Source organism: Promicromonospora iranensis (assembly GCF_028994775.1).
Taxonomy (GTDB): domain Bacteria; phylum Actinomycetota; class Actinomycetes; order Actinomycetales; family Cellulomonadaceae; genus Promicromonospora; species Promicromonospora iranensis_A.
In genome coordinates this window covers 289,946-310,922 of record NZ_JAJQMN010000004.1, presented here as the reverse complement: position 1 = coordinate 310,922, position 20,977 = coordinate 289,946, and the positions used below count along the sequence as shown (strand labels likewise).

The 20,977-nt window shown below is 72.6% G+C and carries 17 protein-coding genes; 11 read left to right on the top strand and 6 right to left on the bottom strand.

The annotated features are described in order from the left end of the window. The first annotated feature begins 104 nt into the window (after positions 1–104). The 4 genes from LUU90_RS09070 (at position 105) to LUU90_RS09055 (ending at position 4,439) form a co-directional block, all read left to right on the top strand. Positions 105–1,166 (top strand): AraC family transcriptional regulator, encoded by a 1,062-nt coding sequence (locus LUU90_RS09070; RefSeq protein ID WP_275003055.1) that lies wholly within the window; start codon positions 105–107, stop codon positions 1,164–1,166. Positions 1,167–1,321: 155 nt separating this feature from the next. After that, positions 1,322–2,320, top strand: coding sequence for a tripartite tricarboxylate transporter substrate-binding protein (locus LUU90_RS09065; protein ID WP_275003054.1), 999 nt, complete (start codon positions 1,322–1,324; stop codon positions 2,318–2,320). Between the two features lies 1 nt (position 2,321). Continuing rightward, entirely contained in the window at positions 2,322–2,921 is a 600-nt protein-coding gene (locus LUU90_RS09060; RefSeq protein WP_342469913.1) for a tripartite tricarboxylate transporter TctB family protein, read from the top strand. 9 nt (positions 2,922–2,930) lie between these two features. Beyond that, positions 2,931–4,439: a tripartite tricarboxylate transporter permease gene (locus tag LUU90_RS09055; protein ID WP_275003053.1), complete on the top strand. Its 1,509-nt coding sequence runs from the start codon at positions 2,931–2,933 to the stop codon at positions 4,437–4,439. Between the two features lie 64 nt (positions 4,440–4,503). On the opposite strand, the gene LUU90_RS09050 is transcribed toward LUU90_RS09055, so the two are convergent. Then, positions 4,504–5,250 carry a sulfite exporter TauE/SafE family protein gene (locus tag LUU90_RS09050; protein WP_275003052.1) on the bottom strand — a complete coding sequence of 249 codons (747 nt, stop codon included), beginning with the start codon at positions 5,248–5,250 and terminating at the stop codon, positions 4,504–4,506. A gap of 105 nt (positions 5,251–5,355) precedes the next feature. Then, a complete protein-coding gene (locus tag LUU90_RS09045) occupies positions 5,356–6,735 on the bottom strand; it encodes an MFS transporter (protein WP_275003051.1) in 1,380 nt (459 codons plus the stop codon). 302 nt (positions 6,736–7,037) lie between these two features. On the opposite strand from LUU90_RS09045, the gene murA reads away from it, so the two are divergent. The 3 genes from murA to LUU90_RS09030 all read left to right on the top strand — a co-directional run bounded on the left by murA (position 7,038) and on the right by LUU90_RS09030 (position 10,224). Next, positions 7,038–8,354: a UDP-N-acetylglucosamine 1-carboxyvinyltransferase gene (gene murA / locus LUU90_RS09040; RefSeq protein WP_275003050.1), complete on the top strand. Its 1,317-nt coding sequence runs from the start codon at positions 7,038–7,040 to the stop codon at positions 8,352–8,354. Positions 8,355–8,476: 122 nt separating this feature from the next. Further along, positions 8,477–9,205, top strand: a complete 729-nt coding sequence (locus LUU90_RS09035) for a lysophospholipid acyltransferase family protein (RefSeq protein WP_275003049.1) — start codon at positions 8,477–8,479, stop codon at positions 9,203–9,205. Then, positions 9,202–10,224: an NAD(P)H-dependent glycerol-3-phosphate dehydrogenase gene (locus LUU90_RS09030; RefSeq protein ID WP_275003048.1), complete on the top strand. Its 1,023-nt coding sequence runs from the start codon at positions 9,202–9,204 to the stop codon at positions 10,222–10,224. The genes LUU90_RS09035 and LUU90_RS09030 overlap by 4 nt, the downstream gene beginning before the upstream one ends. Positions 10,225–10,270: 46 nt before the next feature. On the opposite strand, the gene LUU90_RS09025 is transcribed toward LUU90_RS09030, so the two are convergent. Together LUU90_RS09025 and LUU90_RS09020 are read right to left on the bottom strand one after the other, a co-directional pair. Then, positions 10,271–10,978 (bottom strand): AMIN-like domain-containing (lipo)protein, encoded by a 708-nt coding sequence (locus LUU90_RS09025; protein ID WP_275003047.1) that lies wholly within the window; start codon positions 10,976–10,978, stop codon positions 10,271–10,273. 85 nt (positions 10,979–11,063) lie between these two features. Continuing rightward, on the bottom strand, positions 11,064–12,050 hold the full coding sequence (locus LUU90_RS09020) for a GlxA family transcriptional regulator (protein ID WP_275003046.1): 987 nt from the start codon (positions 12,048–12,050) through the stop codon (positions 11,064–11,066). 83 nt (positions 12,051–12,133) lie between these two features. Here LUU90_RS09020 and LUU90_RS09015 point away from each other — a divergent pair, with 83 nt between their 5' ends. Then, entirely contained in the window at positions 12,134–13,444 is a 1,311-nt protein-coding gene (locus LUU90_RS09015) for an MFS transporter (RefSeq protein ID WP_275003045.1), read from the top strand. A 156-nt stretch (positions 13,445–13,600) separates the two neighbouring features. Next, a complete protein-coding gene (locus LUU90_RS09010) occupies positions 13,601–14,779 on the top strand; it encodes a trans-sulfuration enzyme family protein (protein WP_275003043.1) in 1,179 nt (392 codons plus the stop codon). A 125-nt stretch (positions 14,780–14,904) separates the two neighbouring features. On the opposite strand, the gene LUU90_RS09005 is transcribed toward LUU90_RS09010, so the two are convergent. Both LUU90_RS09005 and LUU90_RS09000 read right to left on the bottom strand, forming a co-directional pair. Then, entirely contained in the window at positions 14,905–16,077 is a 1,173-nt protein-coding gene (locus tag LUU90_RS09005; RefSeq protein WP_275003042.1) for an acyl-CoA dehydrogenase family protein, read from the bottom strand. A 68-nt stretch (positions 16,078–16,145) separates the two neighbouring features. After that, positions 16,146–17,348 carry a PucR family transcriptional regulator gene (locus tag LUU90_RS09000; protein WP_275003041.1) on the bottom strand — a complete coding sequence of 401 codons (1,203 nt, stop codon included), beginning with the start codon at positions 17,346–17,348 and terminating at the stop codon, positions 16,146–16,148. Between the two features lie 180 nt (positions 17,349–17,528). On the opposite strand from LUU90_RS09000, the gene LUU90_RS08995 reads away from it, so the two are divergent. Continuing rightward, positions 17,529–19,232 carry an aldehyde dehydrogenase family protein gene (locus tag LUU90_RS08995; RefSeq protein ID WP_275003040.1) on the top strand — a complete coding sequence of 568 codons (1,704 nt, stop codon included), beginning with the start codon at positions 17,529–17,531 and terminating at the stop codon, positions 19,230–19,232. Between the two features lie 122 nt (positions 19,233–19,354). Beyond that, positions 19,355–20,950, top strand: a complete 1,596-nt coding sequence (locus tag LUU90_RS08990; RefSeq protein WP_275003038.1) for an AMP-binding protein — start codon at positions 19,355–19,357, stop codon at positions 20,948–20,950. Positions 20,951–20,977 lie beyond the last annotated feature (27 nt).

Here is a 20,977-nt window from a genome sequence, read left to right as displayed (position 1 = left end):
CCTGTCTTCCGGACAGCGGACGAACCATCCCCTCACGTCCGTAGTTCTGTGCCGTGCGTCCAGATCTTCGGACGTGCGGCAGATCGGCATGGCAGTCTGGACGCATGATCAATTCGCGCCCCGCCCCGGACACCGGCGTGCTCGCCCCGCAGGCGGGCCTGCCCGTCCCGAGGAAACTCCTGACCGGATCGCAGGACCAGGCTGCACCGATCGGAGACGGGCTCCATCTGCTGCGCTTCACGGGTGCCCTGTACTGCCAGGCCGAGCTCACGGCGCCGTGGGGTGTGGACTTCCCGGCCATCGAGCCGTGCATGATGCTGCCGGTGGTGCTCTCCGGGCGATGCGTGCTGGAGATCGGCGACGAGCTGCACACCCTGGAGGCGGGCAGCGCCGCGCTGATCACACGCGGTGTACCGCACCGGCTGCTGAGCTCGCCCGACGCGCCGAGCACCGAGCTCTTCGACATCCCCGTCGAGCGGGTGGGCGAGACGTACGAGCGCATGCGGTTCGGCGGCGGCGGGGAGCGCACCCAGATCGCTTATGCCGCGATGACGGTCGACGAGCCGCTCACCGCCCGGCTGGTCGCCGAGCTGCCCGGCCTGATCCGGGTGGACGCCTGGGACGGCGCCGAGACGGGCGCCTTCGGGACGGTGCTGCGCCTGCTGGCCCACGAGGCGCAGACCCTGGAGCCGGGAGGCGAGGCAGTGATGACGCGGCTCGCGGACGTCCTGGTCATCCACGTCCTGCGCCAGTGGCTGCGCACCTCCGACCAGGCGAGCACGGGCTGGCTCGCGGCCCTGCGGGACCCGCACGTGGGCCGCGCGCTCACCCGGCTGCACGCTCGTCCCGAGCACGACTGGACCCTGGTGGAGCTCGCGCGGGAGGCGGGCATGTCGCGGTCGGCGTTCGCCGAGCGGTTCACCGCGCTGCTGGGGGAGCCCCCGATGCGCTACCTGGCCGGCTGGCGCCTCGAGCAGGCGTACACCGCGCTGACGACCACCACCGACTCGGTCGCCGCGATCTCCCGCCAGGTGGGCTACGGCTCCGAGGCGGCGTTCGGCAGGGCCTTCAAGCGCCATCACGGTATGTCGCCCGGGGCGGTGCGCCGATCAGGGCCGGCCCGGTCCGCCGGGTCGCTGCGGACGGCGTCCGACGGCGTCGGATGAGGTCACCGTTCGGTCAAGCCCTGTCCAGTTCGTGGCGGACGTCACATGCCCAGAGGTACTGTCACGGTCTCGACGGATTAACCCGCGACACCCAGTCCGCATCGGACAGCCACACGGATCAACCTCTACCGGATCAATGATGATCGGAGACGGACATGACCCCCGCCGGACCCCGGAAGACCGCCGCGTACATCGGTGCGCTGGCCGGCCTCGGCCTCATCCTGGCCGCCTGCTCCTCGGGAGCTGACCCCGCCAACTACCCCGAGGACGACATCGACGTGATCGTGCCGTTCTCCGCGGGCGGCCCCACCGACACCGTGACCCGCATGGTGGCCGAGCCCATGTCCGAGGAGCTCGGCGTGCAGCTCGTCGTGCAGAACGTCGACGGCGCCGGCGGCACCGTCGGCGCGGGCCAGGCCGCGACCGCCGAGCCCGACGGCTACACCGTGCTCATGCACCACATCGGCATGTCCACGGCCCCGGCGCTCTACGACGACCTCGCCTACGACCCCGTCGCCGACTTCAAGCCGGTGGGCCTGGTCACCGAGGTGCCCATGACGATCGTCGGGAGCCCCGACTTCGAGCCGACGACGTTCGAGGAGTTCGTCTCCCACATCCAGGAGAACGCCGACACGGTGACGATGGCCCACGCCGGCGAGGGCTCGGCGTCGAACCTCTGCGGTCTGCTCCTCATGGACGCCCTCGGCGTCGAGGTGACGGCGGTGCCGTACGACGGCACCGGCCCCGCGATGGGGGAGCTCGTGGGCGGCCAGGTCGACTTCATGTGCGACCAGACGACCAACACGACGGGCCAGATCGAGGCGGGCAAGGTCAAGGCGTACGCGGTGACCACGCCGGAGCGCATCGAGGCCCTGCCGGACCTGCCCACCACCGCCGAGGGCGGCCAGCCCGACATCGAGGTCAGCGTGTGGCACGGCCTCTACGTCCCGGCAGAGACGCCCGACGAGGTGGTCACCCAGCTCACCGACGCGCTCCAGGTGGCCCTCGCCGACCAGATGGTGATCGACCAGATGGCCGACCTCGGGACCGCGCCGGTCGCCGCCGACCAGGCCACGCCCGAGGCGCACGCGACGCTGCTCCAGGAACAGATCGAGTCCTGGGGCGACATCATCGGCGCCGGCCAGGGCGGCTGAGATCGGCGTCCTCCGGCCCCGCTCGACGAGCGACCTCGTCGCGGGCCTGATCTTCGCCGGGCTCGGCACGGCCTTCGCGATCGGGGCGCTCGGGTACGACCTCGGCTCCCTCCTCGAGATGGGGCCGGGGTACGTGCCCTTCGCCCTGGGCCTCGTGCTCGCCGGGCTCGGCGTCGCCATCGTCGTCAAGGCGTACGTCGCCCCGGACCCGGCACCGGGCGAGGCTCCCGCCGACGCCCGGGCGAACGACTCCGCAGTGGAGGACGCCCCGGTGGACGACGCCCCGGCCGACGGCGGCGCGCCGTCCGGCCGTGCGGCGTCCGACGCCGACGTGCTCGACCCGCGCCCGCTCGCCGGGATTCAGTGGCGCCCGACCGTCGCCGTCTTCGCCGCCGTGACGTTCTTCGCGGTCACCGTCGACGGCCTCGGCCTGCTGCTCGCGACGTTCGGCACCGGCCTGCTCGCGGCGCTCGCCCGGCGGGGCACCGGCCCGGTACGGGCGCTCGTCATCGCCGCCGGCCTGACGCTGGCGAGCTGGGTCATCTTCGTCGTCCTGCTCCAGCTGCGTCTGGCGCTGGTCGGCGACTGGCTGGGCGGGTAGGGGGCCGGGATGGATCTGCTCGACAACCTCGCGCTCGGCTTCTCCGAGGCGCTCCAGTGGCACAACCTCATGTTCTGCCTGCTCGGCGTCGCGCTCGGCACCGCCGTCGGGGTGCTGCCCGGTATCGGGCCGACGGCGACCATCGCCCTGCTGCTGCCGATCACCTTCGGGTTCGACGACCCGACGTCGGCCCTCATCATGCTCGCCGGCATCTACTACGGCGCCCAGTACGGCGGGTCCACGACGGCGATCCTGCTCAACCTGCCGGGCGAGTCGTCGGCGGCGGTGACCGCCATCGACGGGCACCAGATGGCCCGCGCCGGGCGGGCGGGCGTGGCGCTCGCCGTGGCCGCGCTCGGGTCGTTCGCCGCGGGCACCGTCGCGACGGTCGTGCTCGCCGTCGCGGCCCCACCGCTGGCCCGCGCCGCCCTGTCGTTCGGCGCCGCGGAGTACTTCTCGCTGGTGGTGCTGGGGCTCATCGCGTCCATCGCGCTCGCGAGCGGCTCCACGCTCAAGGCGCTCGCGATGATCGTGCTCGGGATTCTGCTGGGCACGGTGGGTCAGGACCTGAACACCGGCACACCGCGGTTCACGTTCGGCGTCCGCGAGCTGTACCAGGGGCTGAGCTTCGTGGCGGTCGCCGTCGGCGTGTTCGGCATCGCGGAGATCCTGCGCAACCTGCACGACCCTCGCTCCAGGACCCGCATGGTGAGCCGCGTGGCGAACCTGTGGCCCACGCGCGCCGAGCTCCGGCGGATCGTCGGCCCGGTGATCCGCGCGACCGGGCTCGGGTCGCTGCTGGGTGTGCTCCCGGGCGGCGGCCACGTGCTCGCCTCCTACGCCTCGTACGCGGTGGAGAAGCGGGTCTCGCGGAACCCCGGGGAGTTCGGGCACGGCGCGATCGAGGGGGTGGCCGGGCCGGAGTCGGCGAACAACGCGGCGGCGCAGACGTCGTTCATCCCGCTGCTGACGCTCGGCCTGCCCGCCCATCCTGTGATGGCGCTCATGGTCGGAGCGTTCATCATCCAGGGCATCACGCCGGGACCCGATGTCATGACCGAGCAGCCGGCGCTGGTCTGGGGCCTGATCGCGTCGATGTGGATCGGCAACGTGCTGCTGGTGCTGCTCAACCTGCCGCTCATCGGGCTGTGGGTGCGGATGCTGTCGGTGCCGTACTCGGTGCTGTTCCCGGTCATCGTGGTGTTCGCCTGCATCGGCACGTACTCCCTGGGGCAGAACCCGTACGACGTGCTCGCGGTGGCCGTCTTCGGCGTGCTGGGCTTCGTGCTCATCCGCGCGGGGTGCGAGCCGGCGCCGCTGCTGCTCGGGTTCGTGCTGGGGCCGCTGCTCGAGGAGAACCTGCGCCGGGCACTGCTCATCTCGCGGGGCGACCCGTCGGTGTTCGTCACCCGCCCCATCTCGGGCGTGCTGCTCACGCTGGCGCTGATCGCCCTGGTGGTGGCCGTGCTGCCGGCGATCCGCCGCAAGCGGGACGTGGTCTTCGCCGAGGACGAGTAGGCCTCCGCCCGGTGGTCGAGCTTGTCGAGAACAGTCCCGACAAGCTCGGCCAACGGGACAACGCTCAGACCGTCAGCAGCCCCCTGGTCAGCGCCGTCAGCGCACCCACGACGGCGACCGTCAGCGCGATGCCCGACGCGACCCGGGTCGGGATGCGCCGGGCCAGGGCCGCGCCGAGGCCCACCCCGACGAGCACCCCCGCCAGGAGCACCGGCCAGACCCACCATGCCGGGGCGGTGCCGGGCGGGATCGCCCCGAAGGCCAGCTTGGTGGCCACCGACATCGTGTTCATGACGACGAGCAGAGGCTGCAGGGTCGCGGCGAACGACCGGTGGTCCCAGCGGGTCGCCAGCGCGTACGCCGTCCACGCCGGCGCGGCGACGCCCGACGTCGTGTTCATGAATCCCGCCGCCAGGCCGGTCGCGACGGCGACGGACCGGCCCTTGATCCGCACGCGCCGGCGAAGGACCGCCGACGCGGCCAGCGCGAGCAGTACCGATCCGCCCACGATGACGTCCAGCCACGCGGCGTCGGCCTCGCGCACCGTGAGCGCACCGAGCACGGAGCCCACGAGCATCAGCGGCAGAATCATCACCACGCGGCGCCACTCCACGCGGTCGCGCAGCGCCCGCAGGATGATCAGGGCGGTGACGATCGCCGCGACATTGCTGACCAGCACGCCCACCGACGCCCCGAGGAACACGGTGAGCACGGGGGCGGCCACCATGCCGAGGCCCATCCCGGCGACCCGCTGCAGCCCGGCCCCGAGGACGACAGCCACACAGGCAGCGATCAGGGCCGTCGTCTCCACCCCGCCACGCTATCCCGCGCGGGCACAACGCCCGACGCCGTCGTGCACCTCCCGGGTGGAAGGTGCGCGACGGCGCCGGGCGTGATGCTGCGCGTGACCGGAGGGTCAGGCGCTGACGTTGTCGTCGTACTCGACGTCGCGCGTCTCGCGCGTCATGAGCAGCGCGACGAGCGTGATCACGGCCATCGCGGAGAGGTAGACGCCCACCAGCACGGGGGAGCCGGCCTGGGCCCACAGCCACACCGCGATGAACGGCGCCACGGCCGCGCCCAGCACCGACGACAGGTTGTACGCGATGCCGGAGCCCGTGTACCGGACGTTGGAGGGGAACAGCTCCGGGAGGACGGCGGCCATGGGGCCGAACGTGAGGCCCATGAGCGTGAAACCGAGGATCAGCAGGGTCTGCACGCCGACGTCGCCCGCGGCGAACAGCGGCACGAACGACCCGCCGAACAGGATGATCGCCACCGTGACCCAGATGAGGTGCTTCCGGCGGCCGAACCTCTCCGCCATCGGGCCGGACACGAGCGTGAAGACGCCGAAGAACACGACGCCGATGATCAGCATCCAGAGGAAGTCGATCTTCTCGTAGCCGAGGCCGGTGGGCGAACCGTCGGTGGGTGCCGTCGGCGCGACGCCGTAGTTCAGCGTGAACGTCGTCATCAGGTAGAACAGCACGTAGGTGGCCAGCATGATGAACGTGCCGGACACGATCTGCTTCCACGACGCGCGGAACACCCGGGCCACCGGCACCTTGGTGACCGCCTCCGCCTCCAGCACCTTGCGGAACGCGGGCGTCTCGAGCAGCGAGAGCCGCACCCACAGGCCGACGATCACGAGGATCGCGGACGCCAGGAACGGGATGCGCCAGCCCCAGGCGTTGAACTGCTCCGGCGTGAGGGCGTTCGACAGCGCGATGAACACCGTGTTGGCAAGGATGAAGCCGATGGGGGCGCCCAGCTGCGGGAACGTGCCGTAGATGGCGCGCTTGCCCTTCGGGGCGTTCTCCGTGGCGAGCAGCGCGGCGCCGCTCCACTCCCCGCCGAGGCCGAGGCCCTGGCAGAACCGGCACAGCACGAGCACGGCCGGTGCGGCCACCGCCCAGCCCGGGGTCGACGCCGCCGGGATGAGGCCGATCAGGACCGTCGCGATACCCATCGTGAGCAGCGAGGCCACGAGGGTCGTCTTGCGGCCGATGCGGTCACCGAAGTGGCCGAACAGCACCGAACCGACCGGCCGCGCCACGAAGGCGACGCCGAACACGGCGAACGACGACAGGAGCTGCGTGGTCGGGTCCTCGGTGTTCGGGAAGAACAGCGCGGGGAACACCAGCGAGGCCGCGGTCGCGTAGATGTAGAAGTCGTAGAACTCGATCGAGGTACCGATGAGGGACGCGAAGACGACGCGGCCCCGAGGGTTGCCGGCCGGCGGCGTGCCCTGCTCGCCGGAGGACGTTCCGGCGGTCGGTGATGCGGAGGTGCTCATGGCCGGGAGATTAGGCAGCGTGTCCGCGATCCGGAAAGCGCGTCTCACACTGTGGATCCGGGGTTGACGTAGGCTGCCGACGGCGGTCTCGCGCGGGTGTGGTGCGCTTCTGGCGTGTCGTCATGCGGCAGCGTGCGTCACGAGTGAAGGTGTAGTGAACGGTGAATACTCCCGCCCGTGCCCGTGTTGGCACGACCGGCGGTGGGGGACAAGGATCAGGGTCGACCGGGCGCGCTCAGCCTTCGGGACCCTGCCCCGCCACCGGAAATCCATCATCGGTACAACGAGATGACGACGAGGATATGAACGATCTGCTGTATGTGAACGGCGGCACCCCGTTGAACGGGACCATCACCGTTCGAGGCGCAAAGAACTTCGTGTCGAAGTCCATGGTGGCTTCCCTGTTGGGGGAGACCCCCAGCGTGCTGCGGAACGTACCGCAGATCCGCGACGTCAAGGTCGTCTCGGGGCTTCTGGACCTGCACGGTGTGAACGTCAAGTACGACACCGACGCGGGCATCCTGGACCTCGACCCGTCCAACGTGGAGTCGGCACACGTGGCCGACATCGACGCCCACGCGGGCTCCAGCCGCATCCCGATCCTGTTCTGCGGGCCGCTGCTGCACCGCCTCGGCGAGGCATTCATCCCTGACCTGGGCGGTTGCCGCATCGGCGACCGGCCGATCAACTACCACCTCGACATCCTGCGCCAGTTCGGCGCCGTCGTGGACAAGCGACCCAACGGCATCCACCTGCGCGCGCCGCGTCGCCTGCAGGGCACCAAGATCTCCCTGCCCTACCCGTCGGTCGGTGCCACGGAGCAGACCCTGCTCACGGCCGTCCGCGCGGACGGCATCACCGAGCTGTCGGGCGCGGCCATCGAGCCCGAGATCATGGACCTCATCGCCGTGCTGCAGAAGATGGGCGCCATCATCTCGGTCGACACCGACCGGGTGATCCGGATCGAGGGCGTCGACCGCCTCGACGGCTACAGCCACACCGCGCTCAACGACCGCATCGAGACCGCGTCCTGGGCCTCGGCGGCCCTGGCCACGGGCGGCGACATCACCGTCAAGGGCGCCACGCAGCCCGAGATGATGACGTTCCTCAACACGTTCCGGAAGGTCGGCGGCCGGTTCGAGGTGCAGGACGACGGCATCCGCTTCTGGCACGCCGGCGGCGACCTGAAGTCCATCGTGCTCGAGACCGACGTGCACCCGGGCTTCATGACCGACTGGCAGCAGCCGCTCGTCGTCGCGCTCACGCAGGCCACCGGCCTGTCGATCGTGCACGAGACGGTGTACGAGAACCGGTTCGGCTTTACCGACGCCCTGCGCAAGATGGGCGCCACCATCCAGGTCTACAAGGAGTGCCTGGGCGGACGCGACTGCCGGTTCGGCCAGCGCAACTTCCACCACTCCGCCGTCGTGTCCGGCCCGACGCCGCTCTCCGCGGCCGACATCGAGGTGCCCGACCTGCGCGGCGGGTTCTCGCACCTCATCGCGGCGCTCGCCGCCAGGGGCCGGTCCACGGTGCGCGGCATCGGTCTGATCGACCGCGGCTACGAGAACTTCCAGGAGAAGCTGGAAGCCCTCGGCGCCGACGTCGCCCGCGGCTGACTCCTCCCGCCCCGACCCCTCCCTGTCTCGCCCGGGTTCTACCCGGCGAGCGGGGAGGGCAGGGTTGGGGGCGGACGCGAGTATTGTTCTGGACCGTGCCCATCCCACGCCCTGAGTCACGCATGTATCGCTTCATCGCGTTCATCGTGCGGAACCTCATGTTCGCGCTGTGCAAGTACGAGTGGAAGGGCGGGGAGAACTTCCCGGCCAAGGGCGGTTTCATCGCCGCGGCCAACCACGTCACCGAGCTCGACGCGCTGACGCTGGCGCACTACCTCTTCGACAACGGCCGGGAGCCGCGCATCCTGGCCAAGCGCAGCCTGTTCACGTCGCCTCTGACCGGCTGGGCCCTGCGGGGCACCAACATGATCCCGGTCGAGCGCGAGTCGGCCAAGGCCACGGAGTCGCTCCAGGCGGCCGCGCGGCAGCTCGGCGACGGTGCCTGCGTGGCGATCCTGCCGGAGGGGACGCTGACGCGGGACCCCGACTACTGGCCCATGGAGGGCAAGACGGGTGTCGCCCGCATCGCCCTGACGACACGTCTGCCGGTGCTGCCGGTGGCGCAGTGGGGCGTCACCGAGATCCTGCCCCGGTACGGGCGCGTGCTGAAGCCGTTCCCGCGCAAGAAGGTGACCATCCAGACGGGTCCGCCCGTCGACCTGAGCGACCTGTACGACCGCCCGCAGGACACCGCCACGCTGCGTGAGGCCACGAGCCGCATCATGGACGCCATCACCGTCGAGCTGGAGCAGATCCGCGGCGAGGTGGCCCCCAAGCCGCGGTTCGACCTGCGCAGGCATCCCGAGTACGAGGCAAAGATGACCAGCTACCCCCCGGTGGAGCGCCCGTGAGCGCCCCGACCCCCGCCCCGACCAAGGTCGCCGTGCTCGGCGCCGGCTCGATGGGCACCACGTTCGCGATGGTCCTGGCCGACGCCGGGTGCGACGTCACCCTGTGGGGCCGCGACGCCGCGGTGGTCGACGCGGTGGACCGCACGCACCGCAACGAGAAGTACCTGCCCGGTGTGCAGCTGCCCGCCATGCACGGCACCACCGACGCCGCCGTCGCGCTCGAGGGCGCGTCGATCGTGGTGGTGTCGGTGCCGTCCCAGGTGGCCCGCGCCACCCTGGAGTCGATGAAGGACCTGGTCGAGCCGGACGCCGTCGTCGTCTCCCTGATGAAGGGGGTCGAGCTCGGCACGGACAAGCGCATGAGCCAGGTCATGGCAGAGGTGCTGGACCTGCCGGACGACCGCGTCGCTGTCGTCTCCGGGCCGAACCTGGCACCCGAGATCGCGGAGCGGCAGCCGACGGCGACCGTGGTCGCCTCGCGCAGCGAGGCCACCGCGCAGCTCGTGGCCTCCGCGTGCTCGACCGGCTACTTCCGCCCGTACACGAACACCGACGTGGTCGGTGTCGAGCTGTGCGGCGCCGTGAAGAACATCATCGCCCTGGCGGCGGGCATGGCGCAGGGCCGCGGTTTCGGCTGGAACACGCTGGCGACGCTCATCACGCGCGGACTCGTGGAGATCACCCGCCTCGGCCTGGCGCTCGGGGCCGACGCCGCCACCTTCTCCGGGCTGGCCGGCATGGGCGACCTGACGGCGACGTGCGCGTCGCCGCTGTCGCGCAACCACCGCCTCGGCAAGCACTTCGGCGAGGGCCTCACGCTCGAGGAGGCGATCGCGGCGACCGGCGGTACGGCGGAGGGCGTCAAGTCTTCGCAGTCCGTCCTGGAGCTGGCCCGGGCGCACGACGTCGAGATGCCCATCACGGCAGGTGTGGTCGACGTGCTGGCCGGCAAGCTGCCCCTGTCCGAGCTCGCGGCGACGCTCCTCGCGCGCCCGCAGAAGTCCGAGGTCGCGGGCTGAGAGCGGCTGCCTGACCGCTCGGCACCGCCTCGGCGTTGCCGGGCGGTCAGTGCTGGACGTCGACGACGACGCGCGTCGGGTTCTCCAGGAGGAACACCCGGAACGGGCGCTCGCCCTCGTCCACGCCGAGGAACGCGGTCGTGTACCCCTCGAACCAGTAGCGGTACACGATCTCGTCCACCGAGTCCGTGTCCTCGGGCTCGATGCGCTCGCCCGTGAACCCCTTGACGCCGCTGTCCGTCGGGATGGCGGTGCCCGACAGGGACACCCGCAGGATCGCGTCGCCGTCGACCTCGACGGCGTGCCCGGAGCCGTCGTCGGTGGCCTGATCCACGTACTCGACGCGCCAGCCGGGCTGGCCGCTGCCCTTGCCGTCGAGGTCGAAGACGACCCGGTCGTAGCGGTCGTGTCCGGCCACGCGGACGTCCGTGACGGACAGGAAGGTCTCGCCCTCGCCCGTCGGTTCGGCGGTGTCGGGCCGGGTGTTCGCCGGGAACGGCGGTCCGGAGGCGGCCTCCGTCGCCGAGGCGGCCGGTTCAGGTGTGCCGTCGGTGCCGTCGTCCGAGCCTCCGTCGTCCGGTCCGGTGTCGGACGGCGAGGGGTCGGCCGGGGACGAGGCGATCGGAGCAGGGCTGGACGCGCCGTCCCCCGGCTCCTCGGAGTCCGCAGGACCGCTGGTGCATCCGGCCGCGAGCAGCGCGGCCGCCGCGAAGGCTGCGGCTGTCGAGGCTGTGCGCTGTCCGGCTCGTCCCATGTGTCCAGCGTAGGGCCTGTGCGGCCCGTTGGCTGGTCACGGTTCGGCGCCGCCCGGACCGAGCCCAGCGTGTCGCGCGCGTCCCTCACGCCACCCGGTGGAACGTCCTGCGGTAGGCGGTGGGAGTCACGCCGAGCGCCGACTGCACGTGGGCCCGCAGGGACTGCGCGGTGCCGAAGCCGCACTTCCGCGCGATCTGCTCCATCGGCAGGTCGGTGGACTCCAGCAGGGTCCTGGCGTGCTCGACCCGCTGGCGCGTGAGCCACGCCCCGGGGCTCTCGCCGGTCTCGTCGCGGAACTGCCGCGTGAACGTCCGCACCGACATCGCCGCGTGCCGCGCCATCGCGGCGAGCGTCAGCGGCTCCGCGAGCCGCTCCGCCGCCCAGGCCCGGGTCGCCGCGGTGCCCGGCCCGCCCCGCTCGGGCACGAACCGCTGCACGTACTGTGCCTGCCCACCCTCGCGATGCGGCGGCACCACGGTGCGCCGGGCGACGTCCTGCGCGATCGCCGCGCCGTGGTCGCGCCGGACGAGGTGCAGGCACAGGTCGATCCCCGAGGCGACGCCGGCGGAGGTGAGCACGTCGCCGTCGTCGGTGAACAGGACCTCGGGGTGCAGCTGGACCCGCGGGAACAGGCGGCGGAAGTGGTCGGTCGTCGACCAGTGCGTGGTGGCCGGCCGGCCGTCGAGCAGGCCTGCGGCGGCCAGCGCGAACGCCCCGGTGCAGATCGACACGATCCGCGCCCCCGGGCGGATCCGCCGGAACGCCTCCGCCAGCTCGGGCGTGAGCCGGCCCTCCTCGTACACGGGGCCGTGCTCGTGCGACGCCGGGACCACCACCGTGTCGGCGTCCTCCACGGCCTCCGGGCCGTGTGCGACGTGGACCGTGACGTCGGAGTCCGACTGCACCAGCCCTGGGCCACCGGGCGTGCAGGTCACCACCTCGTACAGGGGCCGGTGCTCGGCGTCGCGCGCCGTGCCGAAGATCCGGTGCGGGATTCCCAGCTCGAACGGGATGAAGCCGGGCCGGATCAGCACGGCGACGCGGTGCGTGCGCGAGGTCTGCGGAGCCATGGCCCGATCATATGGCCCGAATCCAGCGTTGTATGTCCCTCGGGCCACTGGTTGGGGCCTGGTCCGCGTCTCATGCTGATGCCGTGACCCAGACAGACCTCCCGGTGCCTGCCGGCCAGAACGCACCGCAGGGCCCGCCGAACCGCCCTGCCCCGCGCATCCACCCGGCCTGGTGGGTGGCCCTGGTCGCCTTCGTGACCGTCATGTCCGCCGCCGCGTTCACGGCGGTGCCAGGCCTGTTCGTGGAGCCGCTGAACACGGAGCTCGGCTGGTCGCGTGCGACCATCGGCTTCGCCGTCGGCCTGCAGTCCGTGCTGTACGGGCTGACGGCCCCGTTCGCCGCCGCCCTCATGGACCGGTTCGGCATGCGGCCGGTGGTCACGACCGCGCTGGTCGTCATCACGGGCGGCGCCCTCTCGACGGTGTGGATGTCGGAGCCGTGGCAGTTCGTGCTCGGCTGGGGGCTCCTGGTCGGTGTGGGCAGCGGCAGCATGGCGCTCGCCTTCACCGCCACCGTGACCGGGCGCTGGTTCGTCGCCCGGCGCGGCCTGGTCAGCGGTGTGCTGACGGCGGCGACGGCGTCGGGCCAGCTCGTGTTCCTGCCCCTGCTCGCGTGGATCGTCGAGAACCAGGGGTGGCGTCCGGCGTCGGTCACCGTGGCCATCGCGGCGCTCGCGGCAGTGCCGCTCGTCCTCTTCCTGCTGCGCGACCACCCGGCCGACGTGGGCCTGGCGCCCTACGGCGGCGTCTACGCGCCCAAGCCGCCGCCCGCGCGCGGCGCGGCGAGGCGCGCCGTCACCGCCCTGCTCGACGCCGCCCGTACCGGCCCGTTCTGGCTCCTGGCCGGCGCGTTCGCGATCTGCGGCGCGACGACGAACGGGCTGGTCCGGACCCACTTCGTCCCGGGTGCGCACGACCACGGCATGCCCATCACCGTCGCCGCGAGCCTGCTCGCGGTCATCGGGGTGGTCGACGTGATCGGCACCATCGGTTCCGGCTGGCTGACCGACCGCTACTCCCCGCGCGTCCTGCTGGGCGTCTACTACACGCTGCGCGGTGTCGCGCTGCTGTTCCTGCCGTCGCTGATGGCACCGCACGTCGAGCTGCCCATGGTGTTCTTCATCGTGTTCTACGGGCTGGACTGGGTGGCGACCGTGCCGCCCACGCTCGCCCTGTGCCGCGAGTTCTACGGCGACGACGCCCCCATCGTGTTCGGCTGGGTGCTCGCCTCGCACCAGATCGGCGCCGGTGTCGTGGCGTTCGCGGGCGGCCTGGTGCGCGACGTCACCGGCTCCTACGACGCCGTCTGGTACGGGGCGGGAGTCCTGTGCGCCGGTGCCGCGCTCATGTCGCTGGTGATCCGGAGGCGGTCGTCGGACGCGCAGCCCCTCTGACGCCACCGCACCATGTGCCGGGGGCCGGGGGCCGGGGGCCGGGGGCCGGGGGCCGAGGGCCGGGGGCCGGGGGCCGGGCGGTGACCGGGGAGACCGGTGCCGCGCGGTCGCGGACGGCCGGGCGGACCGCACCGAGGCCGCCGTATTCTCGCGCACATGAGCACCACCCCGAACGCCGCCGGCCTCGCTCCGGCCACCCTCACCGTCGCCGCAGGCCGTCCCGCCCGTGTCCAGGGCGGGCACATCAACCCGCCGATCCCGCTCAGCAGCACCTTCGTGTCGCAGGGCGTCGTCACCCCGGACGAGCTGTCCTACGCGCGCGGCGACACCGATGCCTGGCACCCGTTCGAGCACGCGCTCGCCGCCCTCGAGTGCCGGGGCGGGTCGGACGGCGAGACCCCCGGTCAGGCGATCGTCTTCGGCTCGGGGATGGCGGCGATCGCCGCCGTCTTCTCCCTGCTGCCCGACGGCGGCACGCTCGTGCTGCCGCGGCACGCCTACCAGGCGGGCATGGTGCTCGCGAACGAGGTCTCGGCCCGGCACGGTGTGACCCTGCGCCACGTCGACATCGCCGACACGGACGCCGTCGTGGCGGCCCTCGACGGCGCCGACCTGCTGCTCGTCGAGTCGCCGACCAACCCGATGCTGGAGGTCGCGGACCTGCCCGCCGTGCTCGGCGCGGCGCGGGCCCGGGGCGTGCGCTCCGTGGTGGACAACACGTTCGCGACGCCGCTGGGGCAGCAGCCGCTGCTGCACGGCGCCGACATCGTGCTGCACTCGGTCACCAAGTACCTGGCCGGGCACTCCGACGTCGTGCTCGGTGCGCTCGTGACGCGCGACGCCGAGCTGGCCACGACGCTGCGCGGGCACCGCACGCTGCACGGCGCCATCGCCGGGCCGTTCGAGGTGTGGCTCGCCCTGCGGGGCCTGCGGACCCTGGCGCTGCGCTTCGAGCGCGCGCAGGCGAACGCCGCCGAGCTGGTGCGTCGTCTCGCCGACCACCCCGAGGTCGCCGAGGTGCGGCACCCCTCGCTGCCCGGCGACCCCGGCCACGAGCGCGCCAAGGCGCAGATGAACGGCTTCGGCGCGATCATCGGCGTCCGGCCCCGTGAGCGGGCCGGGGTGGGCCCGGTCGAACGGGCCGACGCCGTCGTGGACGCCGTGCGCCTCTGGCTCCCCGCCACGTCGCTCGGCGGGGTGGAGTCGATGCTGGAGCGCCGCCGCCGGTGGGGCACCGAGGCGCAGACCGTCCCCGAGGACCTGCTGCGGCTGTCCGTGGGTATCGAGGACGTCGAGGACCTCTGGGCGGACCTGGACCAGGCCCTCCGCGCCTGAGCCCCTGGGGTCCCGCTGCACTGGGTGGTCGGTAGAACGTCAGGTAGTCGGTAGTCCGAGGTGTCGACTACCTGACGTTCTGCCGACCGCTTGACGATCTGCCGACCACGCGGCGTGCGCCCGTGCTACTCCAGGGGGCCCAGCAGGGACTGGGCCACCGTGGCGTGGGCGGAATCGTCGCTGGACGGGTGGAAGATCCCCGCGAGCACGTCGCGGTAGAGGCGGCCGAGCTCGGACCCGTTGAAGTACGTGGAGCCGCCCGACACCCGCACGGCCTGGTCCACGACCTCCCGTGCGGTCTCGGTGACACGCACCTTCAGGCCGGCGGTGGCCCGGAACCAGCCGGCGCCCCGGTCCAGCGTGCTGTCCGACGCCGAGGCGTCGAGGTCGCGGGTGATCCCGTCGATCTGGAGCCAGACGCTGTCCTGCGCGAGGGCCATGTCGGCGATCCGACGGCGGACGTCGGGGTCCTGCGCGTACTTCTTGCCGGTCTTCATCGACGTGCGGCGCTCCGCGGCCTCGACGGCGAGCTCCAGTGCGCGGTCCGCGATCCCCGCGTAGACCGACGAGAGCAGCACCTCGAACGACGTGAAGATGCCCAGCACGTACGGGTCCAGGGACGGTCCGGGCGGCAGGAGCCGCAGCACCCGGTCGGCGGGTGCGTGGGCGCCGTCGAGCACGGTGGTGCGCGACTGGGAGGCGCGCATGCCGATGGTGTCCCAGTCGTCGAGGATCTCGAACCCGCCGCCCTCGCGCGTGACGAAGGCGTGCACCAGCCGCGGCTCGCTGCCGCGGCGACCGTTGCTGCCCTGGTCGAGGCCCAGCACACCCAGCCGCGTCCAGGCGGGGGAGTTGGACGTGAAGATCTTGCGGCCGTGGAACGAGTAGCCCCCGGCGCCGTCGGGCCGCGCCTCCGTGCGGGAGCCCAGCAGCACCAGGTCGTTGCCCGGCTCCGAGTAGCCGAAGCCGAACACCTCGCCCGACGCGGCCTCCCGCAGCAGCCAGTCCAGCGACGAGTCGCCCCGGTCGTGGAGGTAGCGCCCCACGCCGACCCACACGTGGTGCATGTTCACGGCGAGCGCCGTCGCGGGCGCGTGGGCGGACAGCCGGGCCTGCTCGTGCGCGGTCTCGCGGAGCGTGCGGCCGGCACCGCCGAGCGCGGTGGGGACCATCGCGCCGAGGTAGCCGGCGGCCTGCAGGTCGGCCAGGTCCTCCGCGAAGAAGGCGTTGTCTCGGTCGTACTCGGCAGCGCGCTGGCGCAGGGAGGCGAGCAGCTCGTCCGACAGGAGGGGAGTCACGTCCCGAGGCTAACGCCGCGGGGCGACGCCGTGGGGTGAAACGGGCGTCTGATCTCGCCCGTTGGAAACTAGGCGGTGCCCGACCGGGGCTGCGTCGGCTCACCCTGGAGCCGGAGGGCACGTACGGCCGCGTACAGCTCCGCCGCGCCGCGCGGGTCGTTGATGTCCCGGCCCGTCAGGTCGGCGACGCGCGCCAGCCGGTTCAGCACCGTGTTGCGGTGACAGTGCAGGGCCGCGGCGGCCCTGGTGCCGGACCCACCGTGCTCGAACCATGCCTCGACGGTGCCGAGCAGCAGCTCCTCGTCGCGGGGGTCGCGGTCCCTGAGCCCGCCGAGTACCGCCGCGGCGAGCTCGGCGGCGCGTTCGCCGTCGGCCACGAGCAGGGCGTCCAGCGGACGGTCGCCGTAGCGGGCGAGCCCGACCTGGCCCAGGGGCAGGGACCGTACCGCCGTGCGGGCCTGGGCGAGGGCGGAGGGAGCGTCGGCCAGATGGGTGAACGGCCGGCTCGCGCCGGTCCGGGCGTGCGCGGCGAGGCCGGCCAGGGCGGCGAGGGCGTCCTCGGAGGTGGGTGCGGCCACCAGGGTCAGCCGGGCGCCCTCGTGGGTCAGCCAGCGGGTGGTCACGTCTGCCGGGTCCACGCCGACGCCGTCGGGGGCGGGCGGGACGCCGGGCGCCGTGCCGGGTGGAGTGCCGGGCACCGGGACCGGGGGTAGGCCGGGGGCCGTGACGGCCACCACCAGCATCACGTCGTCGGGGAGGCCGAGCGCGCGCCGGGCGGTCTCGAGGTCGTGCACCGCGCCGGTCAGGACACCGCGCAGGAGCTCGGTGCGGGCCATGTTCTCGCCCAGCCCGGCGGCGGCCTCCAGGTGGGTCCGCACGGCGACGTTGGACGAGCGGTCGATGGCGAGCCAGACGCGGGACGAGGCGCGCAGCAGTGCGGCGGTGTCCGTCTGGGAGCGCAGGCGGCGGGCGAGCTCCTCCCAGATGCGCAGGCCGGCCAGCCGGTAGGCATGCTGCAGCAGGTCGAGCGGCATGCCCTCCGCGGCGGTGACCCGGCCGGTCTCCCGGGCGGGGGCGAGCGACGACGGTTCGCCGGCGAGCGCGGCGAGGATCTCCGCCAGGTTGGCCCGGACCAGGGGCTGGACGACGGCGGCCGGGAGGCGCGTCTCGCGATAGACGGGCTCGGCGTGCAGGATGCCGTCGGCCACCTGCTCGCTCAGCAGGTCGAGCGCATCGCGGAGATCATGACGGCCACTGCCGATGTCCGACATGCCAGGCAGCCTAACCGTGGCGGGCCGACTGTGCACCGAAGGTCGAAATGTAAAGCCTGAAGGGTCTCGCCCTGGGTTGCGGGCGGCGCTTAGGCTATTGCAGAGCGGGTCAGTGAGAGCGGAACCCGTGCGGTCGGACGCGATGCGGTCGAGATGCGATGCGGTCGAAGGAGACAGCTGATGAGCGTGACGGACACGCGAGCCACCACGGGGAGCGAGCTCGACCGGGCGGTCGAGGAGCTCAAGGTCGGCGCGGAACGGTGGGCGCAGCTGCCCGTCGCGGACAGGGGAGCGCTGTTCCGCAAGGTGCACGCGTCGATCGCCGGCGTCGCCGAGGAGTGGGCGACCCTCGCGGCCGAGGCCAAGGACGTCGCGCCGTCCGCCCCGTACGCGGGCGAGGAGTGGATGACCGGCCCGTACGGCGCGCTCGAGAGCGCGGCCACCTACGCGCGGTCGTACGAGGCGCTCGCGGCCGGCGGCTCGCCGCTCGACGGGCTCGCCGTGGGTACCGCGCCCGGCGGCCGCGTGGCGGTGCGCGTGCTGCCCCGCAGCGTCCAGGAGTGGGTGCTCTTCAACGGCTTCGAGGCGGAGGTCTGGATGCCGCCGGGCGTGACCGAGCGGCAGGTGCGCGCCGAGGCGGGCCTGCGGGCCGGAAAGGTCGGCGAGTACGGCGGGGTCGGGCTGGTGCTGGGCGCCGGGAACATCTCGTCGATCGCGCCGCTCGACGCCTTCTACGAGCTCGTCGCCCACAACCGCGCCTCGCTCGTGAAGCTCAACCCCACCTTCGCCGCCCTGCTCGGGGTGTACCGCAAGGCGCTCACGCCCCTGATCGAGGCCGGCGTCGTCCGCGTGGTCAACGGCGACGGCGCCGTCGGCGCCTACCTCACCCGGCACGGCGGGATCGACAAGGTGCACATCACCGGCTCCGCCGTCACGCACGACGCCATCGTGTGGGGTACCGGTGAGGACGCCCGGCGACGCCGGGCCGCGAACGATCCGCAGCTGCGCGTGCCGATCACGAGCGAGCTGGGCGGCGTCGCGCCCATGATCGTGGTCCCGGGCCGGTGGAGCGCCGCCGACCTGCGGTTCCAGGCCGAGCACCTGGTCTCCATGCGCCTGCACAACGCGGGCCACAACTGCGTGGCGGGCCAGCTCGTCGTGCTGTCGGCCGACTGGGACCAGAAGGACGCGTTCCTCGCCGAGCTGCGCCGCGCGCTGGCCGCGATGCCTGCACGCACGCCGTGGTACCCGGGCACGGACGCGAAGATCGCACGCGCCGAGCGGGCGCACCCCGACGCCGAGCACGTGGGCGGCAGCGTCCTGATGGAGGTGGCCCCGGGCGACCCGGCCTGCACCGACGAGTACTTCGCGCCCGTGCTGGCATGGACGCAGCTGCCCGGCGCGGGCGCGGAGTTCCTGCGCGGGGCCGTCGACTTCGCCAACGACTCCCTGTACGGCACGCTGGGCGCCAACGTGGTGGTGCGGCCCCAGGACCGCGCGGCGATGGGCGCCGCGTTCGACGCAGCGATCGCCGACCTGCGCTACGGCAACATCGCGATCAACGCGTGGACGGGCGTGGGTTTCCTCCTCCCGGGCGGCACCTGGGGCGCGTTCCCGGGGCACACGGTGGCCGACGTCGGCTCCGGGATCGACGTCGTCCACAACGCGCACCTGCTGTCCGGGCCCGAGCGCACCGTGGTGACCGGACCGTTCCGCCCGTTCCCGCGCAGCGTGCTGCACGGCGAGCTCTCCCTCTTCCCCAAGCCGCCGTGGTTCAGCGGCTCCCGCAGCGGGACCGAGACCGGTCGGCAGCTGACCCGCTACGCGGCGGCGCCGTCGTGGGGCAGGCTGATCCCGGTGCTGCTCGCGGCGTTCCGGGCGTGACATCCGGGCGTGACCCGCGTGCGTGGCCTGCGTGCGTGACAGGGTGATCTGACCCCACAATGCTCATGCGCCTCTCGCGCCGGACCAACGGGGGTCCGGCGATCGACCGAAGGAGACCGACGATGGTTGTCCGGAGCCCGCTGCCCGACGTGGAGATCCCGTCCGTCAGTGTCTACGAGTACCTGTTCGGCGAGATCACCGAGGACGACCTGGACCGCGTGGCGGTGGTCGACGGCCTGAGCGGGGCGGAGACGACGTTCCGCTCGCTCCTGGCGCAGATCGACGCCGTGGCGGGAGCCGTGGCGGCACGCGGGCTCGGGATCGGTGACGTCGTCGCCCTGCACGCTCCCAACGTTCCCGCCTACGTCACGGTGTTCCACGGCCTGCTGCGGGCCGGGGTCACGGTGACCACGGTGAACGGGCTGGCCACCGGCCCGGAGGTCACCAAGCAGCTGGTCGACTCGGGCGCACGGCTCATGATCACCGTGTCGGCGCTGCTCGCGGCGGGCGAGGCCGGGGCCAAGGGGGCAGGCCTCACCGCCGAGCACATGGTGGTGCTCGACGGCGCGCCCGACGCCGCCGACGGCTACGCCTCCCTGGCGGACCTGCTGGCCGAGCCTCACCCGGCTCCCGACGTCTCGTTCGACCCCGCCACCCACCTCGCGGTGCTGCCCTACTCGTCCGGCACGACCGGCCGGCCCAAGGGCGTCATGCTGACCCACACCAACCTCGTGGCGAACGTGGCGCAGTCGCTCGCGATCGGCGTCGGGCCGGCCGACGTCGTGCCCTGCGTCCTGCCGTTCTTCCACATCTACGGCATGACGGTGCTGCTCAACCTGGCGCTGCGCACCCGCGCGAAGCTCGTGACGCTGCCCCGGTTCGACCTCGCGCAGTACCTCGGGGTGATCCAGGACCACCGCGCGACCTTCCTGTTCGTGGCGCCGCCCATCGCGCTGGCGCTCGCGAAGCACCCGCTCGTGGACTCCTACGACGTCTCCAGCGTGCGGGCGGTGCTGTCGGGCGCCGCGCCGCTCGACGAGAAGCTCGCGACGGCGGTCGTGGAGCGGCTCGGCGAGAGCGTACGGGTGCTGCAGGGCTACGGCATGACCGAGATGTCGCCGGTCTCGCACTGCATTCCCTTCGCCCGCACCGACATCTCGCCCGGCTCCGTGGGTCTGCTGGTCGCGGGCATGGAGGCCAAGATCGTCGACCCGGCGACCGGCGCGGAGATCGAGCAGCCGACCGAGGGCGTCTCGGCCCCCGGCGAGCTGCTGTGCCGCGGGCCGAACGTCATGGTCGGCTACCTCGGCAACCCCGAGGCGACGGCGGACACGCTGGAGCCCGACGGCTTCCTGCACACGGGCGACATCGTCACCATCGACGCCGACGGCGTTTTCCAGGTGGTCGACCGGCTCAAGGAGCTCATCAAGTACAAGGGCTACCAGGTCCCGCCGGCGGAGCTCGAGGCCCTGCTGCTGTCCCATCCCGGGATCGCCGACGCCGCGGTGATCGGCCTGCCCGACGAGGAGGCGGGCGAGATCCCGAAGGCGTTCGTCGTGCCTGCCCCGGGCGCGGAGCTGACCGAGAGCGAGGTCATCGCGTTCATCGCCGAGCACGTGGCCCCGTACAAGAAGGTGCGGGCCGTCGAGTTCATCGAGGCGGTGCCGAAGTCGGCGTCGGGGAAGATCCTCCGCAAGGATCTGAAGGCGGGTCGGTAGGGCCCGTTCGGGACGGGTCTTGTCCGG